Origin of the sequence: Plebeiibacterium sediminum (assembly GCF_026013605.1) — a bacterium.
In the GTDB taxonomy this organism is placed as follows: Bacteria; Bacteroidota; Bacteroidia; order Bacteroidales; family Marinilabiliaceae; genus Saccharicrinis; species Saccharicrinis sediminus.
Genome location: NZ_JAPDPJ010000005.1, coordinates 102057 through 122067, shown reverse-complemented (window position 1 = coordinate 122067; position 20011 = coordinate 102057). Strand labels below are relative to the sequence as shown.

17 protein-coding genes are annotated in these 20011 nt (G+C 32.9%); 12 read left to right on the top strand and 5 right to left on the bottom strand.

What is annotated here, in order from left to right; translation table 11 throughout:
* Positions 1–132: 132 nt before the first annotated feature.
* From dapB to OM075_RS04425, 5 genes are all read left to right on the top strand, one after another.
* Complete coding sequence (gene dapB / locus OM075_RS04445; RefSeq protein WP_301189272.1) at positions 133–849, top strand: 4-hydroxy-tetrahydrodipicolinate reductase; 717 nt, start codon at positions 133–135, stop codon at positions 847–849.
* Between the two features lie 17 nt (positions 850–866).
* The gene (gene lepB / locus OM075_RS04440) at positions 867–2312 is read left to right on the top strand and encodes a signal peptidase I (protein ID WP_301189271.1); all 1446 of its coding nucleotides are present in this window, start codon (positions 867–869) and stop codon (positions 2310–2312) included.
* Between the two features lie 98 nt (positions 2313–2410).
* Entirely contained in the window at positions 2411–3649 is a 1239-nt protein-coding gene (lepB, locus tag OM075_RS04435; protein ID WP_301189270.1) for a signal peptidase I, read from the top strand.
* A 10-nt stretch (positions 3650–3659) separates the two neighbouring features.
* Positions 3660–3965, top strand: coding sequence for a LapA family protein (locus OM075_RS04430; protein ID WP_301189269.1), 306 nt, complete (start codon positions 3660–3662; stop codon positions 3963–3965).
* Positions 3958–4611, top strand: coding sequence for a WbqC family protein (locus tag OM075_RS04425; RefSeq protein WP_301189268.1), 654 nt, complete (start codon positions 3958–3960; stop codon positions 4609–4611). The genes OM075_RS04430 and OM075_RS04425 overlap by 8 nt, the downstream gene beginning before the upstream one ends.
* Positions 4612–4657: 46 nt before the next feature.
* On the opposite strand, the gene OM075_RS04420 is transcribed toward OM075_RS04425, so the two are convergent.
* Entirely contained in the window at positions 4658–5086 is a 429-nt protein-coding gene (locus OM075_RS04420) for an NUDIX domain-containing protein (protein ID WP_301189267.1), read from the bottom strand.
* Positions 5087–5089: 3 nt separating this feature from the next.
* Entirely contained in the window at positions 5090–5869 is a 780-nt protein-coding gene (locus tag OM075_RS04415) for a C40 family peptidase (RefSeq protein WP_301189266.1), read from the bottom strand.
* A gap of 273 nt (positions 5870–6142) precedes the next feature.
* Between OM075_RS04415 and OM075_RS04410 the strand changes: the two genes are divergently transcribed.
* Positions 6143–8275, top strand: coding sequence for an HD family phosphohydrolase (locus OM075_RS04410; RefSeq protein WP_301189265.1), 2133 nt, complete (start codon positions 6143–6145; stop codon positions 8273–8275).
* A gap of 104 nt (positions 8276–8379) precedes the next feature.
* Here the strand turns inward: OM075_RS04410 and OM075_RS04405 are convergent, their stop codons facing one another.
* Complete coding sequence (locus tag OM075_RS04405) at positions 8380–10308, bottom strand: methyl-accepting chemotaxis protein (protein WP_301189264.1); 1929 nt, start codon at positions 10306–10308, stop codon at positions 8380–8382.
* A gap of 199 nt (positions 10309–10507) precedes the next feature.
* Here OM075_RS04405 and OM075_RS04400 point away from each other — a divergent pair, with 199 nt between their 5' ends.
* Positions 10508–11521, top strand: coding sequence for a substrate-binding domain-containing protein (locus tag OM075_RS04400; protein ID WP_301189263.1), 1014 nt, complete (start codon positions 10508–10510; stop codon positions 11519–11521).
* 59 nt (positions 11522–11580) lie between these two features.
* Here the strand turns inward: OM075_RS04400 and OM075_RS04395 are convergent, their stop codons facing one another.
* Positions 11581–13695 carry a M3 family metallopeptidase gene (locus OM075_RS04395; protein ID WP_301189262.1) on the bottom strand — a complete coding sequence of 705 codons (2115 nt, stop codon included), beginning with the start codon at positions 13693–13695 and terminating at the stop codon, positions 11581–11583.
* 307 nt (positions 13696–14002) lie between these two features.
* Here OM075_RS04395 and OM075_RS04390 point away from each other — a divergent pair, with 307 nt between their 5' ends.
* The 4 genes from OM075_RS04390 to OM075_RS04375 all read left to right on the top strand — a co-directional run bounded on the left by OM075_RS04390 (position 14003) and on the right by OM075_RS04375 (position 18547).
* The gene (locus OM075_RS04390) at positions 14003–15160 is read left to right on the top strand and encodes a hypothetical protein (RefSeq protein ID WP_301189261.1); all 1158 of its coding nucleotides are present in this window, start codon (positions 14003–14005) and stop codon (positions 15158–15160) included.
* A 38-nt stretch (positions 15161–15198) separates the two neighbouring features.
* Entirely contained in the window at positions 15199–16182 is a 984-nt protein-coding gene (locus tag OM075_RS04385) for a DUF6588 family protein (RefSeq protein ID WP_301189260.1), read from the top strand.
* 303 nt (positions 16183–16485) lie between these two features.
* Positions 16486–17541 carry a hypothetical protein gene (locus OM075_RS04380; protein ID WP_301189259.1) on the top strand — a complete coding sequence of 352 codons (1056 nt, stop codon included), beginning with the start codon at positions 16486–16488 and terminating at the stop codon, positions 17539–17541.
* A gap of 10 nt (positions 17542–17551) precedes the next feature.
* The gene (locus tag OM075_RS04375; protein ID WP_301189258.1) at positions 17552–18547 is read left to right on the top strand and encodes a DUF6588 family protein; all 996 of its coding nucleotides are present in this window, start codon (positions 17552–17554) and stop codon (positions 18545–18547) included.
* Positions 18548–18629: 82 nt separating this feature from the next.
* Here the strand turns inward: OM075_RS04375 and OM075_RS04370 are convergent, their stop codons facing one another.
* Positions 18630–19145: a nitroreductase family protein gene (locus tag OM075_RS04370; protein WP_301189257.1), complete on the bottom strand. Its 516-nt coding sequence runs from the start codon at positions 19143–19145 to the stop codon at positions 18630–18632.
* Positions 19146–19398: 253 nt separating this feature from the next.
* Here OM075_RS04370 and OM075_RS04365 point away from each other — a divergent pair, with 253 nt between their 5' ends.
* Complete coding sequence (locus tag OM075_RS04365; protein WP_301189256.1) at positions 19399–20004, top strand: YdcF family protein; 606 nt, start codon at positions 19399–19401, stop codon at positions 20002–20004.
* Positions 20005–20011: the final 7 nt, after the last annotated feature.

The following is a 20011-nucleotide window of genomic DNA, read 5'->3' as shown; positions in this document are numbered from 1 at the left end:
TACGCTTAGGTTAATATTTAGTTAAAGTAAACTTTTAACGATTCGTAAAAGTTAAACTCTTTTATCTTTACGCCTAAGTATTAAGAGCTTCCATAATATTATATTTATCTCTTATACAAAACACTATACAATATGAATATTGCATTGATTGGGTATGGCAAAATGGGAAAAGAAATTGAAAAGATTGCCATTGAACGAGGACATACAATTACTTCTAAAATAGATATGCAGTCAGACGACACTTTTGATGGTGAAGGTTTTGCTGCAGCTGATGTTGCCATTGAATTTACAGTTCCTGAAGCTGCTTACAATAATTATCAATCTTGTTTCAAATACAATAAACCAGTTGTTTCCGGAACAACAGGATGGCTTGATAAAATTGAAGAAATCAAAGATCAGTGTGAAAATAAAGGACAAACATTTTTTTATGCTTCAAACTTTAGTGTCGGTGTAAATGTATTTTTTGAAATCAACAAAAAGTTGGCTCAGCTAATGAATACGCTTCCTGATTACGAAGTTAGCATGGACGAAACACATCATATTCATAAATTAGATGCACCAAGTGGAACCGCGATTACTTTAGCTGAAGGCCTGATTGAAAATATCGATCGAAAAAATGCCTGGGTTGAAGGCAAAGAAGCCTCTGAAAATGAAATTCATATTGAAGCGATCAGAAGAGATGAAGTTCCTGGAATCCACACTGTAAAATACGAATCATCTGTTGATGAAATCGTAATTCACCATAGTGCCAAATCACGTAAGGGTTTTGCATTAGGTGCTGTTTTAGCTGCTGAATTTGCGGCTAAAAACAAAGGCTTTTTAGGAATGAGTGATCTGCTTAAATTTTAACATTAAAAAATATAATAATGCCTAAAGTTTCTCTAGCCAAATGGATTAGGTTTTCAATTGCTGCCCTTGTATACTTTTTATGGGTTTTATGGGTTGGTAATTATTGGTTATTCCTGGGATTACCTGTAATATTTGATATTTACATCACTAAAAAAGTACCCTGGAATTTTTGGAAAAAAACTAAAAACGGAGAAAAGCCCAAAGCCTGGGTTGAATGGGTTGATGCTTTATTATTTGCCTTAGTTGCAGTATATTTTATTAACTTGTTCTTATTTCAAAACTATAAGATACCTACTTCATCATTAGAAAAATCATTATTAGTAGGTGACCATTTATTTGTAAGTAAAGTTACATACGGTCCTCGTATCCCGAATACTCCTTTGTCATTTCCTTTACTTCAAAATACAGTTCCTATTCTAAATACAAAATCGTATTCGGAATGGCCACAGTGGAAATACAAAAGACTAAAAGGTTTTAAGGAAGTTGAAAAAGGTGATATTGTTGTTTTTAACTTCCCTACTGGTGATACGGTTACTTCTAATTTCCCGAATTTAAACCCTGATTTTTATATCACATGTAGAAGAGAAGGCATTAATAAAGCAAATGCAAATCCTTCATTACTACAAGGATTTAAGGATAAAAGTCAGTGGGAAATTAATTCCAAGTTAAGACAGTTAGGAAAAGATAATATCAAACAAAACAATGAAAACTGGGGTGATTTAATTTATCGTCCTGTTGATAGAAGAGACAACTACGTTAAAAGATGCGTTGCTGTTGCCGGAGATACATTTGAAATAAAAAGTAATCAGATTTATATTAATGGCGTTAAAGTTCATAATCCAAAAGGATTACAACACTTCTACAACATTATAACTGATGGAACAAAGTTCAACAAACGTTTTCTTGACAAGCTGGAAATCTCAAATGAAGATACCAGATACTTAGGCGAAGCTCCAAATTATACTTTACCTTTAACTAAGGACAAAGCCGACGAACTAAAAGAGTATCCATTTATTCGTCAGATATCAATGGATGAACAGGTTCCTGATTCAAATTACATTTTAACATGGCCACATAGTTCAGATTACAATTGGAGCAGAGATAATTTTGGTCCTTTATGGATACCCCAAAAAGGCACTACGGTTCAACTTACGCTTAAAAATCTGGTACTTTATGATAGAATTATCACTGCATACGAAGGCAATACGCTGGATGTAAAAAATGGTGAAATTTATATCAATGGTAAAAAACAAAATGAATACACCTTTAACATGGATTACTACTTCATGTTAGGAGACAACAGACACCAGTCCCAAGACAGCAGATACTGGGGTTTTGTACCAGAGGACCATGTGGTTGGAAGACCATTACTGGTTTGGCTTTCATTAAATAAAGACAAATCATTGTTTGAAGGTAAAATTAGATTTGAAAGATTTTTCAAATGGGTAGCTAACGAACAATAGCAATAAATAAAACACAAGAAATGGAGTTAGCAAATTATTACTAACTCCATTTTTTTTACATTTAAACTTGTCTGGATAGATATAATTTACAAGCACGAATGAATAGAAAAAAAATAATAAAACTTTGTATTGCCTTTTTATTATTTATCATGGGCTTATGGACAGAAAGCCTGCTTCCTATCTTTGGAGTACTTCTTATTTTAGATTCCATAAAAGAAAAGCCTTATCTGAAAAGAATCATTTCATTTACTAAAGACAAAACTGCAAAGAAATTCATAATTATTGAATGGTTCTTTGCCATATTGTTTGCTGTATGGTTTCTTTTTTTCATCCAAAATAATTTTATTGGAATATATACTTTCCATACATCGTCCATGAATGGAACACTGGATCCGGGAGATATATTACTAGTAAACAAACTGAAACCAGGCGTTGCTAAAAACATTAATTCAGTGAAATGGTTTCACCGAAAAATGGGTTATGACCAATTAAAGCACAATGATATCATCATGTTTCACTTTCCTGAAGGTGATTCATTGTTGAAAAACAGACCTACAGACAGCTATTATTATTTACAACGCTTATATGGAGAAAGTGAATTTATGGGAAAAAAGGATCGCTTATCAAATTTGAGATTTTATCCTGTTGATAAACGACCTCGCTTTGTAAAAAGAATATACGGTCTACCTGGAGATTCAATATCTATCCAAAATGGAATTGTATTCTGTAATGATAAAAAAGCTGTTTATCCGAAATTATCTGTAGATCGCTATAAAATATCAGAAGAATTAAAGCCTGAACTTATTAAAAACAACATCAAACCATATAACGAGCTGATTACCAACGAAGGTATTATATGGGAAATATACGAAGATGACATTAAAGTATTGGCAAAAAAAGGCATTGATTTGTCAATTGATTGCTTACCAAAAAATTATCCTGATGCACTTGTATTTCCGTTTTCAACACATTTGTTATGGAATATGCATAACATGGGACCAATATATGTTCCTAAAAAAGGTGATAGAATTGAATTAAATTTGAATAATATAAAGTTCTACAAACGTATTATTTCTGTATTTGAAGAAAACAAATTAGAAATCCGGGATAATAAAATTTTAATAAATGGAAAAGAATCAGGATATTACAAATTTAAGATGAATTATTATTGGGTAATGGGTGATAACAGACCGCACTCTTTCGATAGCAGATTTTGGGGCTTTGTTCCGGATAACCATATCATTGGTAAGGTTGAATACATTTTATACTCAAAAAATACAAACTCTAAATCCCTACTTAACTATAAGGACGACAGATTTTTTAAAGCTTTAAATTAAATTCAATAGTATGAAAAAATCATTTTGGTTTTTAATAATATTATCCTTATTGGTAGTAATATTCTCTGTTCAAAATGCAGAAGTTGTACCTATTAGGTTTATCGTATGGCAAGGAGAATTATCTTTGGCAATTCTAATGATCTTAACCTTTTTATTTGGTTTAATTGTTGGAGCCATTTATTATGCAGTAAGCATTAAGAAAAAGAAAAAAGATAAGAATCCAGTAGGTGACATTGCTTTTAATGACAAAACTGAGGAAGAAATATCTGACAATCAAGAGGAAGAAAATTCTAATGAAACCAAGTTCAATGAATAATAACAAAACGTTATTTACTTTAAATTACCTGCCATCGGTTCAGTTTTTCTCTCATTGGGTTAACAGTGAACAACCCATAATTGAGAAACACTGTAATTATACCAAGAAGTCTTTTCGTAACCGGTGCGATATTCTAGCAGCAAACGGAGTAATACCTCTGACTGTACCAATTGCCAAGGCAAAATATCCTAAAATACAAACAAGGGATATTGAAATTTCCTATGACACCAGATGGCAACCATTACATTGGCGTTCAATCATTTCAGCATATAACTCCTCTCCTTTTTTTGAGTACTATATGGATGACTTTAAGCCTTTTTATGAGAAGAAATATAAATATCTCTTTGACTTTAATATTGGCTTAATGCAAACAATATTAAATGCTCTTGATTTGAACTCAAACCTGTTATTCACAGATGAATATGTGAAAGATGCAGATGAATATTGTATTGATTACAGAAACATCATACATCCCAAGAAAGAATTTATGGAGTTTGACCCTTCATTTCAACCAAAAAAATACAGACAAGTTTTTCAGGATAGATTTGAATTTCAGCCTAACCTGAGTGTAATTGACTTGATATTTAATAAGGGTCCGGAAGCAATTGACTGGCTTGAAGATAACATCATAACCTCCAGTAGGTAATAAAAAACGATACAAACCTGAATTTATACAAACATTTAAATTCAGGTTATTTTAATATCTCTTTCTTAAATTCTTCCAAAATCAGTTGATGATCAAAAGCTAATTCGGGCAGATTACTTATTTTAAACCAGGATGCATCTTTTGCATCATCCATAGCAACAGCCTTTGGCTTTTCTTTAACAAAAGCATAATAAACAACAGAAACGGTTCTTCCGCGAGGATCTCTATCTGGAGCTCCATATGATTTAAACTGCTTAATTTCAACCCCATCAACACTTGTCTCCTCTTGAAGTTCTCTTTTTGCTGCAGTCTCCAAGTCTTCATCCATATCCAAAAAACCTCCGGGTAATGCCCAAAGGTTTTGATAAGGATTATTTTTTCGTTGTATTAATAAGATTTCAGGAATAGAGTCCTCAGTTACTAAAATTACATCTACTGTAACTGCAGGACGCGGATATTCATAATTATAACTCATTATTTATTCAGGTATAATTCTTTTAATTACCCTAAGCTTATGGCTATATTTATTAATCTCTTTATTGAAAATACCCTGATGATCAAGGTGATCAATACGAACTTCGCCATAAGAATGTATAATTTGTCCTTTACCCAGACAAACTCCTACATGAACAATATTTCCTTCTTCATCATCAAAGAAAGCTAAATCTCCAATTTTAGCTTCTTCAACAAAACTCACATTATTGCCTAACTCAATTTGCTGATAAGCATCTCTGGGCAACCAATAACCGTTTATTTTAAATACAATCTGTGAGAATCCGGAACAATCAATTCCAAAATAAGATCTACCTCCCCAAAGATATGGTGTATGCAATAGTGATGTTGCTACTTCTCTAATGCTCACCTCTTTGTTGTTTGGCACAGGACCAGAAATAAAGTATTCGTTTTTCCCTATTGAAAAACTATTCATTTCATGACCATTAAACACAATCCTACTTCCAGCCGGAATTACCATTGGTGCGCTAGAACCATCCTGAACAATTTTAATTTTTGGTGTAGGAACCATCCAGGCATTAGCACTTTTCCAAAGTTCATACTCAGTAGGGGCAACAGAAAACACAAGTTTAGCATCTATCCATCCTTCGTATCCGTCAAAATCCATCTTTATTTTGGCCCACTTTTCTGTTTTTTCAGTAACAACAAAAGTCTCTCCAAATAAAATCTGAGTTACTAATTCAGATTTTTCAGAAGGTTCTCTCCTTACAGGTATAAAACTATAAACACTAATAGAACCGATCATATACATTATAAATTAATGCTGCGAAGATATATAAATATGCATAAAGATTGATTCTGTATTATGATTTTTATCGAAATGTATTGCGCTCATTTTGAGATAGACTATAATTTATGTTAAAAGAATTAAGAAATGATGCCAATCCCCTCTCCTAATACAAATTGGTTTTTATAAAGCTCATTTTATATTATCTTTTTTTTGCTCATATTTGTTATACTTTTAGCAGTATCAATATTTGCAACGCTAATATTACCTGCTTCATTTAACTTTTTTGCGATGAAGAAATTCTTACAAGATTTTAAAAAATATTCTCAGGCAACCTATCGAATTTTATTATTTCTGACAGCTGTTGTTATAATAGCAAACCTTATGCCTCGCGAAGGTAAATTTCAGTATGAGTTTAAAAAAGGAGAACCTTGGCGATATGAAGTTCTTATTGCGCCATTTAACTTTCGTATTTATAAAACCACTGAAGAACTTGATGCAGAAAGAGATAGTATTTTAAAAAATTTCCGACCTTATTTTGTGATGGACAGTACTGTTCACAGTAAAGTCAATGATGGTTTTGTGCTTGAATACAAAAAACAAGAAGAGGACTTAAAATCAAAATACAGGTTCTTAAAAAGAAAAAACAACAGTACCCTAGTTTCTGAATATGTAAAAACAACTACTGATAGTTTGTTTAAACATATTTTTGACAAAGGAGTAATTTCAATTCCGGAGAACTACCGTGAAAAAGAAAAAGACTTTGAGCTCATGCTGATTAAAAACAATCTGGCTGAACCTTATCTGGCTTCAGAGTTTTACTCTTTACGTTCAGCTTATCAATATATTACACGCGAACTGGCTAAGAATTTAACATTAGTTTCCAATGATTTTAAAGGAATAGAAGATTTTATATCTACTTTACAGATTGAACACTTTTTAGTTCCTAATATACAGATAGATGATAACCGATCTGAATTAGAAAAAGATAATTTACTTAAAAACATGGCTCTTACCAAAGGCATTGTTTTAGCCGGACAAAAAGTAATTTCAAAAGGTGATATCATTGACAATCAAGCAGTAAAAAAACTACTTTCGTACAAAAAGGAATATGAATCAAGAGTTGGAACATTATCTCAATATAATATCATCTTTGCCGGCCATTTATTAATTACATTTTTATTTTTAACAGGATTATACCTGTTCTTATATTTTTACAGAAGAGATGTTTATCAGAACCTGAAGTACATAACATTCTTATTAGTAATATTAACTACTGTTATAGTACTGACTTACATTTCTTATCAGATACCTGATATTCCAATCTGGGTAATTCCTGTAACCATTTTACCGTTGATAGTTAGAACTTTTATTGATTCCAGGTTAGGTTTCTTTATTTATGTTACTGCTATTATATTGGCTTCATTCTTTAGTCATAACAGTTTTGAGTTTATCTTTTTACAAATACCCGCTGGAATTACGGCTATATTTAGCTTATATAAAATGGTAAGAAGAGCTCAAATTGTAAGATCGGCTATATTCATACTACTTACCTATTCGCTATTTTATACCGGATTGACTTTATTGCAGGAAGGTGGAATCGCTGATATTAATTATGAATATTTCTTATATTTTACAATTAATGCATTTTTATTATTTATTGTATACCCATTAATTTACATTTTCGAAAAATTATTTGGTTTCATTTCGGATGTAACATTAGTGGAACTTTCTGATACAAACCATCCGCTTTTAAGAATATTAGCTGAAAATGCTCCAGGAACCTTCCAACATTCTATTCAGGTTGGAAATATTGCACAGGAAGCAGCCTATAAAATTGGCGCAAATCCATTATTAGTAAGGGCCGGAGCCATGTATCATGACATTGGAAAAACAGCAACTCCTTTATATTTTACAGAAAATCAAACTTCAGGAGTAAACCCTCATCACGAAATGGATTTTGAGGACAGTGCAAAACTTGTTATCAGTCATATTGAAGGAGGAATTAAAATTGCCAGAAAATATAACTTACCTGAGAAAATTATAGATTTTATTGCAACACATCAGGGTACTACGAAAGCTAAATATTTTTACAATTCATATATCAATGAGCATCCGGATAAACAACCTAATGAGCAAAACTTCACCTATCCGGGTCCAACACCGTTTACAAAAGAAACTGCTATACTTATGATGGCTGATTCAATTGAAGCAGCATCCAGAAGTTTAAGCGAATATTCTGATAAAACAATAGATAAGTTAGTTGAGAATATTATTAACACCCAAATTAAAGAAGGTCAATTCTATAATGCGCCAATAACATTTAAGGAAATAACTGAAATTAAGGAGGTATTTAAGGCAAAACTTAAAAATATATATCACGCCAGAGTTGCTTATCCTAAAATTAATAAGAACAAGAAATAATTTGATTGTTATTACCTTTTAAATAGCGAGGAAATAAAAAATGGATGAGTTAATTAGCTCATCCATTTTTTTGTTATGTAGTATTTTGATTTTAAACTGACGCTTTAAAAAGTTTCGTAACCATCATCTTTTTCGTTATCCAACCCTAAGTCTATTATTTTATTTTGACTTTTTGTAGATACCTTAGGTGTTACCACCTTAGTTTGCATTGGCTTAGCTGTAGGTTTTGAAGAAACTGTTTTTTTAACTGTTTCCTTCACCATATGATCATCCAGTTTAAAAACTGATATTGAATTATTTAACATCAACGAAAGCTCTTCCAATTCTTTGGATGCAGAATTAATCTGCTCTGAGTTTACTGCATTTCTTTGTGTAATTTGGTTTAATTGCTGAAGAGCATTATTAATTTGCTCTACACCTGCCACCTGCTCCAAAGAAGCTGAAGTAATCTCCTGAACCAAACTAGCTGTCTTTTCAATTTCCGGAGTAATCTCCACTAAGTTTTTCGATGCTTCTCCAGAGCTTGCTATCGTCTGTTGTGAAACCGAATTAATTTCGGTAGCTGCTTGCTGACTGCGTTCTGCTAACTTACGTACCTCAGCTGCAACAACTGCAAAGCCTCTTCCTTCTGAGCCGGCCCTGGCTGCTTCAACAGCAGCATTTAAAGCTAAAATATTGGTTTGAAAAGCAATATCTCCAATAATTGAAATCTTTTCTGTAATATCTTCCAACGACTTTTGAGCCAACTCTGAACTCTGATTACTTATCTTAATACCTTCTGCAGCTTTTTTGGCAATTTTTTCTGTCTCCTTAGAGTTGTCTGTATTTTGTTGAATATTTGCGTACATCTCCTCCATTGACGAAGATACTTCCTCAGCCGAAGATGCTTGTTCACTGGCACCCTCACTCAATTCCATGGATTCCTTATTTAACTTATCACTGGCTGTAACAATTTTCTCAGCACCCATTTTAATCTCATCAACTACAGTTTTAATATTCGCTACCATAGTATCTAAAGCTGCAGAAAGTCGCCCTATCTCATCTTTTCTGTCAATGGCAAATTTTGTTCTTAAATCTCCCTGAGCTACTTTTTCGGCTAACACTGTAGCACTTTCCAATGGACGGCTAATAGAAATTGCCAGGTAATAGGTAAGAATTACACCTAAAATAATTAAGATAAAAATACTAATGATAATCAATTGCTTTTCCTGCGAAACAATGGTTGCACTCTTATCTCCCATCTCCATTAAATAATCTAAACCTAAATCAGAAGATTTTCTGACTTCCCACATCAATTGTTTTCCAACTTCATATCTTTTTAGTTCAGCAAAACGTGCCTTCTTATATATTGGGATGAGCTCTTCTATTGAAGTAGTTAATTCCGATAATGTATTTTTTAGAGCATAAGGATACTGCCCATAAAAAAAGCCAGCATATTCTTCCAATATTTTGCTGACCTTTACACCATCTTTATTATTAACATATTCTGATAATTGGTTATAGATATAATTAGATTGCGCAACCATTTGTTGCACCCCCAAAGAGCCTTTATTTTGTAACCCGATTGCATTAACCTTTTTGAATAAATTATTTATAACGTCTAATTTATTCATTGTTTCTTTCTCTGCATCGATAAACTGAGTACGCTTTGCTTTAAAATCGTTTGTTAAATCTAAAACACCCTGCAAATTTATACCCCTTGAAGATAAATTACTAGTTGAAGAGTCGCCTAACTCTATTAACTTTTCTAAAGCATAAACAAAGCTCTCCACCTGCTTTTCAGCACGGTCATCATAATAAAAATCACTAGACAAATCAACAGCTGTCATCAATCCACTTGTTTCTTCCCAGAATTGATTCATCTTGGAAGATTCGCTAACAGACGGGATATATTTATTTGATAAAAGTTGAATTTCACGCTCCACTCTTAACAAGTTAAAAAGGAACACAAGGGTTGAAACTACGGACAAAAGGATCACAACTCCAAAACCGAAGCCTACCTTATTTCTAATTTTAAGGTCTCTCCACTTCATGGCTTAATTAGTATAAAATAAGTTTAATAATAATATTATGCGTCACTCTAAGGGCTAGTAAAAATATACGTTTTCTGTTAAATTATGTTACACTGATTGTGAAATTAAATTTCAATATTTTATAAAATGTTAAAATCAAGGTTTTTGATGTTCTTTAATTTCTTTTGTTAGATTTGTAGTGTTCAAAAATCCAAAACATATGAAAAAGTATTTACTATTTACTTTATGTATTTCTTTCGTATTTATAACTCTCATTACGACAAGCTGTTCTAAAAAGGAAAAATTAAAAATTGCATTTTTATATCCTTCAAAAACAATTGAACGATTTAAAAAGGAAAGTGATTTTTTTAAAGCCTATGCTGAAAAAAATGGCGTTGAAGTAATTGTTTTAGATTCTGAAGTAGATGAAACGCTTCAAAAAAATCAGGCATCACAAATAATAGAGCAAGGGGTTGATGCAATTGTAATAATTGCCGTTAATGTTAACACCGGAGCTGCAATTGTGCGTGAGGCCAACGACAACAATATACCTGTTTTAGCTTATAACAGAATGATTACCAACTGCGACGTTGACTTCTTTGTTGCTAGTAGTAATGATCAAATTGGTAAAGCAATGGTTGATGCTGTAATTAAAGAAAAACCTCAAGGAAATTTCGTTCTTCTTGGAGGTGATAAATTTGATAAAAACGGACTAGACCTACAAAATTCAATCAATAAATACCTTAAACCACATATTGACAATGGAGATGTAAATGTAGTTTATGAATCATTTATCGAACAATGGAGTGATGTTGTGGCTCATCATGAAATGCAAAAAGTTATTTCTTTGTACGGAACTGATATTGATGCTGTAATATCAGGTTTTGATGGCATGTCTGATGCTGCTATTGATGTTTTGAAAAAATATAATTTAGAAGGAACTGTTGCTGTTACCGGACAAGATGCTGAATTAAGAGGCTGTAGAAATATTGTTGCAGGATACCAAACAATGACACTTTACCACCCATTAAAAGCCCTTGCTGAAAAAGCTGCTGAAATAGCTATCAAATTAGCCCAGGGCAAAAATATTAAAGAATATGTAAACAGCTCTGAATTTAATGGATTTGAAGAAATTCCTACCCATAGGGTAAACTCCATTATTATTACAAAGGATAATATTGATAAGGAGTTGATTGACACGGGTGTTTACACTAAAGATGAAGTATATAACTAATCAATAATAATAAAAAAGGAGTGCAAATGCACTCCTTTTTTTATACTTTTTATTCTTTTCTATTTAACTAAACCACTTCTTTTTAAAAGGGCTTCATTTGTAGGTTCCTGACCTCTAAAAGCCACATATAAATCCATTGGATGTTTTGTTCCTCCTTTGCTTAGAATATTATCTCTGAACGACTTAGCTGTTTCTTTATCAAATATTCCCTTTTCTTTAAATAAGCTAAATGCATCTGCATCCAGTACCTCAGCCCATTTGTATCCATAATATCCTGCTGCATAACCTCCTGCAAAAATATGAGAGAAGGCACTACTAAAACATGAACCTTCTACTGAAGGGAACAGCTCTGTTGGAGCCATTGATTGTTCTTCGAAATCAACAACTGATCCATCAAACTTATCATTTAATGAATGCCATGCCATATCATTCATACCAAAAGATAGCTGACGAACACTTTGGTATCCACTTTGAAAATTAGCTGATGCCATAATTTTATCAACCAATTCATCAGGAATTGTTTCTCCGGTTTTGTAATGTTTACCAACAGACTTTAACCATTCTTTTTCAATTCCCCAATTTTCAAGAATTTGAGAAGGCAACTCTACAAAATCGCGATATACATTTGTTCCGCTTAATGATTTAAATGTTGTTTCGCTTAACATGCCGTGTAACCCATGCCCAAACTCATGCAAAAATGTTCTTACTTCATTATAAGTTAATAAAGATGGTGCATCTTCTGTTGGTCGACTAAAATTACAAACCAACGAAACAAATGGTCTTACATCTACACCTTCTGTTGTTTTATATTGTTCACCATAATTGGTCATCCATGCACCACCTTGCTTACCTGCTCTTGGAAAAAAGTCAACATAAAGGACAGCCAGATATTTATCATTTTCATCAAACACCTCGTAAGCCTTTACTTCAGGATGATAAACCGGAATATCCTTATTCTCCTTAAAAGTAATTCCATATAAAGTGGTTGCCAAATCAAAAACCCCTTTTTCAACTTTCTCTAATTGAAAATAAGGTTTTGTCATTTCTTCAGTAAAAGAAAACTTTTCGGACTTTACCTTCTCTGAATAATATGCAAAATCCCAACGTTGCAGTTCATCTTCTAGTCCATGTGCTAAAGCATAATCCTTCACTTCTTTAACCTCATCTTGGGCAAATGGCAATGAAGCATCTAATAATTCTTGTAAAAAATTATTTACCTTTTCCGGAGTTTGAGCCATTCGCTCTTCAAGAACATATTGGGCATGACTATCAAAACCTAATAACCGGGCTTTTTCCAATCGCAGATTAACAATTGATTTAACGATTTCTTTATTATCGCGCTTATCATTATGATTAGCTCTTGTTGAATGAGCCATAAACATTTCTTTCCTCAACTCACGATTATCAGCATATTTCATAAAAGGAACATAGCTTGGATATTGCAATGTAAATATCCAACCCTCTTTTTCTTCAGCTTTAGCCAATTGGGCAGCGGCATCTTTTATTGCACTTGGTAAACCAGACAAATCTTCCTCATTTGTAACATGAAGTTTAAATGCATTTGTTTCTGCCAATACATTTTCACCAAATTGTAAAGTCAGTTTCGATAACTCAGTGGAAATTACTCTGTATCTTTCTTTCTTTTCTCCAGACAATAGAGCACCTTTTCTTGTAAAAGCTTTATAGGTATCTTCCAACAATTTTGACTGTTCATCGTTTAACGACTCCTCATTTCTATTATTATAAACTGCTTTTACCTTTTCAAACAGAGCTTCACTCAACCATATATCATTAGAGTACTCTGTTAACATAGGAGATACTTCTCTGGCTATGGCCTGAATCTCATCGTTAGTTTCTGCATGATTTATATTAAAAAATATAGAAGATATTGCAGAAAGCTTTTCTCCGGCAAACTCCATTGCCAGTATGGTATTAGCAAAAGTCGCTTTCTCTGAATTATTAATGATTTGTGCAATTTCTTCTTTTGCCTCCTGAAGCGCAGTTTTAAAAGCGGGCATATAATCTTCCACCTTAATATTATTAAATGGTGGAGTATGATGTGGTGTATTAAACGCTGTTAATAATGGATTTTCGTTCATATCTGTATTTTGATTTTTGCAACTTAATATAAATGTTATGCAAAATAAACAACTATAAGCCAGTATTCGTTTCATAATTTATGTTTTTTTTATTTTTTACCCAACAAACAACCTTCCAAAACTACTGATTAGCAAACAATTGATTCATGATAAAAGTTCTGATATAATAGAATAAAATACGTGTTTACTTATACTGAGTTTTCTCATACTAGGGATGGTAATATTGAAACCTTGTTAAGTTATTAAAGTAAAAGGAAGGATAAGTCTGTAAAAACTGGCTTTGACAGATCATCTAGATAATAATATACAATGAAGCTAACATGTCTTTTCATTTAAAATTTCATGGAAGTTTCCGGGGATCAAAGAAAGAAATAACACGCACATGAAAAACTTAAACACCATTAAAACAAGCCTGAGTACGATTTGGATTTTATTTATTGGATTGATTCTTTTTGCTAATCAGCAAACTCATGCACAAAACAATCTGAGTGAGTCAGACCAAAAGAAAGTTGCTGTTGCAGAAAAGAAAATAAATAAAGCTGAGTCCATTGTGAAAAAAGCAGATAAATACACATCTGAAATTGAGGCGCTGAAAAATGATGGTTCTGTTAGAACCAGAAAAATTCAAAAACTAGAAACAAAGGCCAACAAAATCATCATTAAATCTTCATCTTATTATAAAGATGGGTTTGGTAAAAAATATGGAACCTACAGAGGAGCTGTACAGCGAAATATTAAAGAAGGAAACTTAAGTTCTGATTTTGAATCGAGAAAAAATGAAGCTCATAAAACATACAAAGTAGGACGAAAGTGGAGACGAAAATCTGGCAGCCAGGGCAATGTTGATAAAGGTGTTGAGTATTTATTAAAAGCTAATGAGCTTGAAGGTAAAGCTATTGGTTCATTAATTGATATTTTGGCTAATGTCGATAAAAACACTACAATTGAAGAAACCTCTTTAGCTGAAGATACAACCAGCCAGCAACTTGACATTATTGCTACTCCACCTATTGAACCAATCACAGAGGAACCAACTTTAGATTCAGCATTAGTTATGGCTTCAGACTACGAGACCATAACACCAACAGATTCACTACTGCAAGATGTAACATTAGTGCAGGATACATTATCCTCATCTCCTATTATTCAGGATTCTATTCCTAACACAATTACTGAAACAACAGCAGTTTTAGCCGAAGATGTAATTACTGCCATACCCGCTGAACCGGTAATAGAAACCACTGAGGAAGTTGAAGTTACTGAAATACCAAAAGACTTTAACACTTATTTCACCATTCAGTTTTTAGCAGACAAGCAGCCTGTTCCTAAAGAAAAAATAACCTCTATGTATAATGGTCCATTAGAAATTATTAAGCATGAAGCTGATGGATGGTTCAGATATAGTATTGGCAAATTTACTGACATAAGCGAGGCTAAAAAAACACTTCAAACAACAGGTGTTAATGGTTACGTTGTTGCCTACCATAATAATACAAGAATTTCAACCCGTGAAGCCATAGAAATTATGGCTGGAGAATAATGCACTTAAACTCGATAAATAATATAATACACACACAAATGAAAAAAATTGTTATTCTTTTTATTGCAATTATAGCAACGATTAACATGACTGCTCAAATTGATATAGGAAAGATATTTGAAGCAGGTACAGCAGATGCTAAAACGCTAGCACATCCATATCTTCAACCATATGGAGAAATGCTGGGAGTAAACTTAAACTCAGGTTGGTACACTTCGGCTAAAGTTCATAAGGTTTTAGGCTTTGATGTAACACTTACCGGAGCCTATTCAAAAGCACCATCCAGTGCTAAAACTTTTGATGTAAGCAAATTAGACTTACAAAGTTTTGAATTAGCCCCGAACTCAACTTCAGAAGCTCAAACTATTGCAGGTTCTTCTGATAATCTTCCTATTTTAAGACATAAAGATGATCCTATTGGTGTTACAGATTTTGAAATGCCTGATGGTTCCGGAATGGATTATTTAGTTTCTCCAATGGTAACTGTTGGTGTTGGCTTACCGATGGGAATTGAAATTAAAGGTCGTTATTGGCCGGAAACAAAAATTGGAGATGCAGGAAAGGTATCGCTGTGGGGAGCAGGACTACAAAAAGACATAAAAGATTATATCCCTGGAATCAAACATGTTCCGGTATTAAATATGTCTGTGTTAGCTGCATACACAAACTTCTCAGGTTCAGCTTCAATGGAAAATGTTGGAGGATTGATTACTAATGGAGAAGTTAGTATTGATGCAAATGCTTTTACAACAAGGTTATTGATTGGAGCTAATTTACCAGTCATTGCATTTTACACCGGGCTTGGATATGGTCGTTGCTCCAGTGACTTTAACGTAAATGGTGAATTTGGAACAACCTCCACAGGAGAATCTCTTGATCCAATAAATTTAAGTTATAATACTAATGGATTTGACTTTAACGTTGGATTACGCCTAAGACTAGGAGTGATTGGTTTACATGCAGATTACTCTGTTGGTGAATACAGCTCAATTACTGCTGGTTTCGGAATAAATTTCAGATAATACTTAAGTTCAATATTACTCAAAGCCACCACATTCTGGTGGCTTTTTTTATGCTCTTACTTTATCAATATTATAACAAGGTTAACTCTTAAGATAAAATAGGACGCCTAAAAATGGATTTTAACCACTTATTTTACTAATTTTCACATAACTTAATTAATCCGATCAAGTTCAATTTTTAGAGGTAAAACACAACACAAATTATGCTTCATATGAAAGGAGCCTTGAGAAAGTTTTTCTCACCCCCTGTGAATAACTAAATTGGCGATTTCCATATGACCATAGACAAAAAATTACAAACACATGAAATTTTGTAAATGGATAATAACTATAACTGCATTATTATTCTCCTTCAATGCAAAAAGTCAACACATCCCTGATGATATAAAAAACTGGCTTAGTTCCGGTGAATTATCAAAAATCAAAAAGGCTGAAATACGTATTGATCAAGGTGAACAAATTTTATTTGCTCAACAATTAAGAGATGTAGGAGACAGTATTCCTGAAGAAAACAGAAACTATTTGAATCTATCTGAAAATTTATTGATCAACAAAAAAACAAGTAGGTTATTATTGGAAACGAAAGCGTATTTTGAATCCGGATATGAATCAAAACTTGAGATTTATAAAAACTATCTGGATCATTATTTAAAGGTAGATACATTAAATAAATACCCTAAATCGAATTTAATAAACGACTCCATCGATATTTATGTTTCTGATGCCCGATTTTTCAGGGACAAAAGTGAAATAAAAGGCAACCTAATTGCTGCTGCCAATGCCATTCATCAATCAAATAAAAATCTTCAATCGGCAGTTTTATTGTGTGAAAAAGCTCTGGTTTATATTAAAAATGGAGAACAAAATACGGAGTTGTCATTACTGGATCAAGCAGAACCGGAAACAAAACCATTAGTTGTACAAGAAATAACGGTAGTTACTGAAGAGAAAAAGGCGATTCAATCTAAAGAAGAAATTAAACCAGCTATAACACAACAACCGGTACAAAAAGAATCTGCTACAATAATAACTAAGGCTACTGAAGAACCTAAAGAAACAAAACCTTCAACAGCAATAAATAAAGACTCTGATGAAATATATTTTACAGTTCAGATTTTAGCCGATAAAAAACCGGTACCCAATGAGCGTATAAAAAAAGTATATAACGGAAACCTGGAAATCATAGAAAACCAGGGTGATGGTTGGTATCGCTATAGTTTAGGTAAATATAACAACTATACTGCTGCTAAAAAGGCATTGCAAAATGCCAATGTTAAAGGTTATGTTGTTGCATATAAAAACAAAACTCGTATTTCGGTTAGAGAAGCAATAACCTATCTTCAAAAATTAAATCAATAGAAAGATCGCCATGCGCCATAAACTAATACTTACCATATTAATTTCTGTATGCTTTGCACAGATTTATGCTCAAAAAGATGTTGTGGAGTTTCTACAATTTTCTGAACCTGAATACAGAAACCAGCTTATGGAACTTTATCTGGAACCATTAGCTAAAATGCAAAAAGGAAACCTGAATTCCGGATGGTACCACGCTGCAAAAACACATCGCTTTTTAGGCTTTGACTTTTCAATATCCATGGCAATGACTAATATGAGTGAGATTAAAAAAGGGTTTTATATAACAGACTTACCTGATTTTGATAACAATTATACAGTACAGGCCACAAGTACACCTATTACTCCCAATGTATCAGGAGAAACAGATTACTTATCTGTAATAAAAAGTAATTCAACGGGTCAAACAATAACATTACCCAATGGAAGTGGGTTAACAAAAATATCAACTCCAATGCTGTCTGCTGGTATTGGTTTACCATATAATACTGAACTCAGATTAAACTACTTACCTAAATACAAAAACAATGATATTGGAAGTACTACAAAGTATGGAGCCTCAATCAAGCATAGCATTAAAGAATATATCCCCGGGCTAGATGAAATCCCAATACTCTCATTAGCTGTAATGGGCGGATACAGCATCATGCAAAATGATATTGATGTAACTTACCCGGCCAATACTTCAAGTGGTCAACAATTACACGGTAAAGCGTCTGGTTATACAGGACGGATATTGGTTGGAATGGACTTAAGAGTTTTTTCGGCCTATGCCGGAATTGGATATGGAGCCTCAACTGTGGACTATTCCCTGGAGGGAAATTACTATGTTGGCAATACGGCAAATCAAATAGAAGAAACGAATCCCATAACAGTTAGTTATGATTATTCTCAAATAGATATCAACTTTGGTATTAATGCTAAAATAAAGTTTATCGACCTTTTTGCAGATTATTCTTTTGGTGGATACAATACTTTAAATTTTGGTATTGGATATAACTTCAGATAATAAGAATGCAATAAAATGATATAATAAACCTAAAAAGCACCAAATCATGTTGATGCTCTTTAGGTTTTCTTATTTAGGAAGATTACAAACTATTAAAAGTTAATACCTCATCTATATTTTTCCTCACCTTTTCAGGCGCTTTTATTTCCTGTGGATAACCTATCGTTAATAAAGCTATTGGCTCTAATCCTTCTTCATTTTTAATGATTCCATTAATTACTTCAGGATTAAAATGACATACCCAACAAGTTCCTAATCCTAATTCTGTTGCCATTAACGTCATATGATCAATTGCTATGGCTATATCAATATCACAATGGTCCTTTTCATCATACGAACGTTTCCAGGATTCTTCATGATTACCATAAATAATAATTACTCCCGGAATTTTATCAAACCAATCTCTGGAATAGGCTGTTTTTACTTTTTCTAAAACGTCATCCTCATCAACAACTACAAATTTCCATGGCTGACGATTTGCTGCAGAAGGCGCCAAACGACCGGCATTTACAACTTCCTTTAATAATGTTCTGTTAACTTTATTTTCATGATACTTCCTTACCGAGTATCGGCTTCGTATTAGCTCTTTAAAATGCATAATGGATAATTTTGAGTAGGATAAATATATCAAATGTTCTTTGTATTTTTCGCGTCTTAATTGCGTTTTTTAAAATCAAAAAAGAAAAAGCATCATGTTTTTCATTCTTTCTAAGATCCTATCTTTTTTTCTTTCACCTATTTGGTGGATTTCAGTACTCCTCCTCATTTATATTATATTTCCAAAATTTAAAAGACGAAAATGGTTGTTAATATCTTCCTTTTGTATTCTATTGGTCTTTTCAAATCAATATTTGTTTTACCATGTAAGCGGATGGTGGGAAGGAAAACTAAGAAATCCCCAAACTGTTGAACACTATGATGGCATCATACTTTTAGGAGGATTTTCAAATTACCGTACAGATGTGAAAAGAATTCGCTTTACAGAAAGTGCCGACAGAATGTTTCAGGCATTAGAACTGTATAAATTGGGTAAAGCTGACTGGTTTATTTTTACCGGAGGTTCTGCCCGAATTATAGCGAAAGAAAAACACGAAGGAGAGTTTTTAAAAGACTACCTGCAATTAATGGATATCCCTAAAGAACGTTTATTGGTGGAATGGCAATCCAGAAACACTCATGAAAATGCCGTTGAAACATTAAAAATGCTCAAAGAAAAAAACATCGAAGATGGTCATTTTTTATTGGTTACTTCCGGTTTTCATATGAAAAGAGCTTTGGGATGTTTTGCTAAGGAAGGTATACTTGTTGAACCTTATAAAACAGATCCCCTACAAGGAAATTTAAAACCTGATTTGGCAGATGCCATTACACCCTCTGCCGGCGTTTTAGCCATGTGGGAACGCCTGTTCAGAGAATGGATTGGATATGTGGTTTATAAAGCAAAAGGATTTAGTTAATTGCCAA

Coding starts and splice junctions, on each gene's coding strand:
- OM075_RS04420 (WP_301189267.1), bottom strand. CDS start 5,086: ATGAGTTATAATTATGAATATCCGCGTCCTGCAGTTACAGTAGATGTA.
- OM075_RS04430 (WP_301189269.1), top strand. CDS start 3,660: ATGAAAAAATCATTTTGGTTTTTAATAATATTATCCTTATTGGTAGTA.
- OM075_RS04395 (WP_301189262.1), bottom strand. CDS start 13,695: ATGAAACGAATACTGGCTTATAGTTGTTTATTTTGCATAACATTTATA.
- OM075_RS04425 (WP_301189268.1), top strand. CDS start 3,958: ATGAATAATAACAAAACGTTATTTACTTTAAATTACCTGCCATCGGTT.
- OM075_RS04370 (WP_301189257.1), bottom strand. CDS start 19,145: ATGCATTTTAAAGAGCTAATACGAAGCCGATACTCGGTAAGGAAGTAT.
- OM075_RS04410 (WP_301189265.1), top strand. CDS start 6,143: ATGAAGAAATTCTTACAAGATTTTAAAAAATATTCTCAGGCAACCTAT.
- OM075_RS04415 (WP_301189266.1), bottom strand. CDS start 5,869: ATGATCGGTTCTATTAGTGTTTATAGTTTTATACCTGTAAGGAGAGAA.
- lepB (WP_301189270.1), top strand. CDS start 2,411: ATGAATAGAAAAAAAATAATAAAACTTTGTATTGCCTTTTTATTATTT.
- OM075_RS04390 (WP_301189261.1), top strand. CDS start 14,003: ATGAAAAACTTAAACACCATTAAAACAAGCCTGAGTACGATTTGGATT.
- OM075_RS04385 (WP_301189260.1), top strand. CDS start 15,199: ATGAAAAAAATTGTTATTCTTTTTATTGCAATTATAGCAACGATTAAC.
- OM075_RS04380 (WP_301189259.1), top strand. CDS start 16,486: ATGAAATTTTGTAAATGGATAATAACTATAACTGCATTATTATTCTCC.
- OM075_RS04400 (WP_301189263.1), top strand. CDS start 10,508: ATGAAAAAGTATTTACTATTTACTTTATGTATTTCTTTCGTATTTATA.
- lepB (WP_301189271.1), top strand. CDS start 867: ATGCCTAAAGTTTCTCTAGCCAAATGGATTAGGTTTTCAATTGCTGCC.
- OM075_RS04405 (WP_301189264.1), bottom strand. CDS start 10,308: ATGAAGTGGAGAGACCTTAAAATTAGAAATAAGGTAGGCTTCGGTTTT.
- dapB (WP_301189272.1), top strand. CDS start 133: ATGAATATTGCATTGATTGGGTATGGCAAAATGGGAAAAGAAATTGAA.
- OM075_RS04375 (WP_301189258.1), top strand. CDS start 17,552: ATGCGCCATAAACTAATACTTACCATATTAATTTCTGTATGCTTTGCA.